The sequence below is a fragment of the Comamonas sp. JUb58 genome (assembly GCF_004364775.1).
GTDB lineage: Bacteria > Pseudomonadota > Gammaproteobacteria > Burkholderiales > Burkholderiaceae_C > Comamonas.
In genome coordinates, this window is sequence record NZ_SOAL01000047.1 from 1 (window position 1) to 5091 (window position 5091).

Genomic DNA, 5091 nt, shown 5'->3' on the forward strand with positions numbered 1-5091 from the left:
ACGGGCGCGACGAGCTGGTAGCCGATGCGGTCGCCTTTGTTCCAGGCCGCAGGCAGGGTGAGCGTGACGCCTGGCCCTGCAATCAGGTACTTGACGCCCGCGATGCCCACGGTGTTGGCCGTGATCTTTTGCGTGACCACTTGCCCGCTGTCCAGCGAAGTCCACGCTGTTGACACACCCGGCACATCAGCAGCCACGTTGGCTAGATTGCGCGTTAGCAGCCAGAAACGGCCCGCGTGCTTGACGGTTGCAGGCATTGGCAGCGCCCCCGCCAAGTCTGCGTAGTTGCCTTTGAAGTTGGCCGCGCCCAGCACGATGTCCTGCACCTGGGCTGCATCGGTGGCTGCATCTACGGCGCGCTGGGCTTGCTGCTGGGCAACCTCAGCGTTGTTCTCAATGACCCCTGCAGCGGTGGTCATCTCATCAATCATCACTGGGTATGCCTGCGTCGTTTTCAACGCGAGCTCGCCGTAAGGGCCGTCATCCATCTCCGGAGTCGGATACTGCGGCAGTGGGGTAAATCCATCAAAGTGCTGCACTGTCATATTGCAAGACTCCTTTCACATAGACGCTGAGCGTCGTCAGTTCAGTAATTTCTCGGGTGAAGTCCGTGGATACCAGGCCCACTGTCGATAACAAGCGATCACGGTCACGAGCGCTGGCATAGACTGCAACAGGCTTGTTCATCAGCCGTCTGACAACATCAAACAACCGATTGCCCTCACTCGCATCCACCATCACAGGCAGCGTCAGATTCACGGCAGCGCCACGCGGCTCCAAGTCAAAAGTGCCGTCTCCGTAGTCCTTGCGGCCAGCGAAGTTCTCGATCTCAGCCTTGGCCCCGTAGAGCGTGCCGGATTGGATTCCCCGCTTGGCAATGCCGAAGTTGATCCAGTCACCGATGCTCAGCCACCCAATGCCAACTTCTTCATCTGCTGCGCCCGTGACAGTGATGTGGATCACTGCGTTTGGGTTGAGCGGCAGTTTGTCGAGGCGGTATTTCGTGATCTGCAGCTTTCGGCCAAACCAGTAGCTCTTCCAGCCCGCAGGTCGCACCCGTAGCGGCACTGAGACAGGCGGCCGAAGATTCGGACCATCAACCCCATCGGTAATCAGTATTTCCAGGCGCGAGCCCTTCAAGTTCTCAAGCGCTAGGCCATTAAAAAAGCCGGGCCTGATAACTTGATCAACCCGGCCTTTTCTGCCTACCTGCGCTGTACTGGGGTACTTGTCAAAGGAGGCCCATTTGTTGGATGGGCGCATCTTTTGCCAGTTGTTGCCGTCCTTGTCGGGCGAAATGGTCAGATCGGGTGGCACATGTGCGCATTTCCATACGTACTTGTTATGCACCCTCTCATCCTTCTCGGCCACGACTTGACCAGATACCCACGCCTTCTCACCAGCATCCACATCCACGTCCGGGATAGACCCGGCCATGAACATGGAATCGGTGATGGTGATGGGCGACAAAACGAGCATAGTTCGCTCTCCTTTTATGCAGTAGCTGCCTGGTTGCGCATGCCCAGACCGCCATCAGTAACACTGGACAGGACAGCGGCTGTCTTGCGTGCCTGGTAGGCGACCTCCCCTTGCCCTGCCTTGATCTCCTGCAGCTCTTGCTTGACGGCGCGCAACTCTGCAACGACTTCCGCCATTTGCACAGCAGAGCCGCCCTGGTTGCTCAAAGCCGCCATCAGCGCATGGTTGTCAGCCTTCGGGATGATTCGCTCACCCTGGTGGGCAAGCACAAGCATGTCGCTTGGCAAGTAGTTGGTGCCAACGTTGAGCTTGGGGACGTACAGCCCCTTCTCCTCGTCATACACAACCTTCCCGCTACCCGAGTAGTCGGGGTAGTTGCTGTATGGGTCTTTGCCGTTTGCGAGTTGACTGGCCGTGTTGCCCATCGCTGTGCCAATGGAGCCGTCTTTGTAGACTGGTCGCCCATCAGGCAAGTAGCCCTCAAACATCGACTCCGACGAGTTGCTGCCAATGATGTAGCCACCACCGCCACCAAAGCTTCCGCCACCTCTGCCGCTGGATGCGCCCGATCCGCCACCTTCTGCCGCATCCTTTTCAGGAAACATCAGCTTTTCCAGCGCTTTGATGGCGTCAGTGACGCTCAGCGTGGCATTCACCTGGGTCTCGCCGTATTCCTTCCAGAACGTGAGCGTGTCATCCAGGCGCTTGATCTGCGAGGTGGCCAGGTCGATCTGCTTTTGTGCATCCGACTTCGCCAACTCCGCATACCCGCCAAGCTCGTCCAACTGGCCAGCAAGGACCTTCTTGTCATAGTCCAGCTCCGCCTGGGTGGCGTAGTTGTCCATGACCAGACCACCAGTAGCCGCTTCGATGGCCGACTTGGTTGCGTCGAGGTCCGACAGCCCCCCACCCTTGCGGGCGCGGTCCAAAGCCTGCTCGATGTACACCATGCCGGCCGCAGCCGACCAGCTTGCGCTGTCCTCAACCGAACCGCGCAGCGTGCTTGCCGCATTGGTCACCAGATCGAAGTAGCTCGATGCCTTTGACAGCGCATCCTTGGCGTCAGCAGTGAACTGGTTCCAGTACTCCTTTTCACGGGAGACAGCTGCTTCCAGGTTCTTCATGCCCAAGGCCTTGGCAGCTTCTGCAGCCTGCTTGGCTTCTTCATCTGCCTTGGTCTTGTCCTCTGCGGCCCACACTTCGCGCTGCATGCGCACAAGCTCCGGATCGTTGTACTTCTCCAGTTCCTTGATCTGCTTTTCGCGCTCCAGACGCAACGCTTCCGCGTCATTGCCTTGAGCGCGCAGCAGCTGCAGGTTCAGGTCCTCTTTCAGACTGGCGATGTTCTCGGCAGACGTGTAGATCATGTCGAACACATCGACAAGGCCCAACAGACTGGCGTAGAGCTTGCGACCCTCTTCGCTCGACAGGTCAATGCCGTTGATGTATTCCCGCAGTGCCTCACGGCTGGCAGGCATCGTCTCTACGCCCAGCTTCTTGAGCTGCTCATTGAGCAATCGCGCTTGGTTCTGCGCTTTCTCTTGGTCCGAGTAGAACTTGTCGTAGTAGTTGCCGGTCGCTGCTGAGAACTGCTCCCCGCCACCAAACGCATCAATGATGTCCGAGGCCAGGTCTGCACCTGCCAACGAGGTATCCATCAGGGTCACGCCCAGCATGTCGAAGACGGTATTCACGCTCAAAAGCGAGTCAGACAAACGGGTGAGCGCCTGCACTGCCGTTTCACCGGCCCGCACATACTCGCTCATCACGAAGACTTGCTCGGTGATCGTCTCCGTTACTTCCCGGCCTACGCGCCCATATTGCTGGGTGTCGCCGTCAGAGGGCAGCTCCACGTTGTCCCACACCATGCGGGTGATTTCGCGGGTCTGCTCCTGCCAGGTGCCCAGCACCGAGCGCGCCATTTCCTCATTGGCCTGCGCCAAAGCGGCCTGGATCTTCGCTGCTGCCTCCTCCTGGCTCAAGCCTGTCAGCTCCAACCCCTTGCCACCGGTGTCAGGGTGGATCTCGTCGAGCCCCAGCGTCACTTTCATGGCGCGGATCGAATCCCCGTCCAGCTTCAGGCTGTCCGCCCGGGCTGCCGTATCCTCGCGCATAGCCGTAAAGGCATCCTGCAGGATCTTGATGGGGCCCTTGGAGGCCTCGATTGACCCGTCATACTGCGAGAGCATCTCCAGGCGGCTGTACTGCTGCTGGAGCTGCCGTTCACGGTATCCATTGCGCGCATCACCGGGGTTTTCGGCAATCTCCTTCTTCAGGCGCTCGATCTCTGCCTTGGACTTCTCGATTTCCTTCTCGGCCACCACATAGCGGTAGTCGGGTCCATCGAACAGGCCGCCGCTCTCGCGCATCAGCTGGTAGCCGTATAGGTCTCCGCCCAGCTCGCCGGTGATACCGCTGCCGACTTGCTTTTCCTCCTTGAACATCCCCCCCAGGTAGGCGGCAACTATGACAGCCGCAAAGGCTGCAGCCCCTCCAGCGCCAATTCCCGCCCCCCCTGCACCTCCGTTTCCAACACCCACTCCGGAGCCTGGGCCCATCATGGAAGCAGGGAGAGCCTGCCCCTGAAGCTGCATGCCAAGGCCAGTAGCCCAGTTGGTGCCGGTGTAGGTGCCGAAGTTCGTCAGGGCGCTGCCTGCCGTTCCAAACGTGCTGCCGCTGTACAGGCCATAGCCGGTGTTTGCGGCAGAACCAAGGTTCATTAAGCCGCCTAGGCCGCCACCGCCTGAGCTGCCGCCCAGCAGTCCGCCCAAGATCCCGCCAGCGCCGCTGGTCATCCCAAGCAGCGAGCCAACCAGCTGCACAACGATAGGCCGCGCAAACATCTGATAGATCTGGTCCGCTACCTGGGTCTTGAACGTCGTAGTCAGGCTCTTGGTAAAGCTCTTCCAGCCATCTTTGCCGTTGTTGAGCATGTCGGCGAAGCCCTGCGAGAAGATTTGGTCGTACTTCTGCACCTGCTCATTGATGTACTGGTTCTGGATTTGACCCAGCTCCCCTTGCAGTTCTTCCTCAGCGCGGATTCGTGCCTTGCGCTCCAAATCAGTGCGTTGCTTTATCGAGGCCTCATCGGTACGCCCCATGTAGGTCTTCTCGATCTCGGCAAGCTCACGCGCCAATTTGATCTCCGACTTGCGTACGGCAATCATCTTGTTGCGCTTCAGCTCTTGTTCACCCAGCAGAGACATGCTGTACTGCTGGATTTGAAGCTCGTCCCGAGCTGCCTGAATGTCGTCGTCGTACTTGCGACTTGCTGCGATGTACTCCCCCTTGCGCAGCGACTCCACATACCGCTCGTGCTGATCTGCTACCGCTTTCAGGGCGGCAACATGCTCAGGAGTCCATGGACCGGCGTCCTTTGCGTTCGCAGCGGCCATCTTGGCTTGCTCAGCCACCATCTCAGCAATGGCCACCTTGGACTTGCCAAAGGATGCATTTGCCGCATCCTGCTGGTCAGCCATGTCGCCCACGGCATCCGCAGACTTGTAGATGCTGTCGATGTGAATCACACCGGTTTTGGTGGAGGCTAGTTAGTTGAAGTACAGGTGTCAGCCTGCACAGTTTGGGCAACGTGCCGCCAGTAGTTTGCCTCAG

3 protein-coding genes are annotated in these 5091 nt (G+C 59.0%); all 3 read right to left on the reverse strand.

The features are described 5' to 3' along the window. Positions 1-545, reverse strand: a 545-nt coding sequence (locus EDF71_RS24730) for a hypothetical protein (RefSeq protein ID WP_133859174.1), incomplete at its 3' end; no start/stop codon positions are given. Beyond that, positions 526-1479 (reverse strand): hypothetical protein, encoded by a 954-nt coding sequence (locus tag EDF71_RS24735; protein ID WP_133859175.1) that lies wholly within the window; start codon positions 1477-1479, stop codon positions 526-528. The genes EDF71_RS24735 and EDF71_RS24730, both read right to left, overlap by 20 nt. A gap of 14 nt (positions 1480-1493) precedes the next feature. Then, positions 1494-5006 carry a hypothetical protein gene (locus EDF71_RS24740; RefSeq protein WP_166656650.1) on the reverse strand — a complete coding sequence of 1171 codons (3513 nt, stop codon included), beginning with the start codon at positions 5004-5006 and terminating at the stop codon, positions 1494-1496. Between the last annotated feature and the right edge of the window lie 85 nt (positions 5007-5091).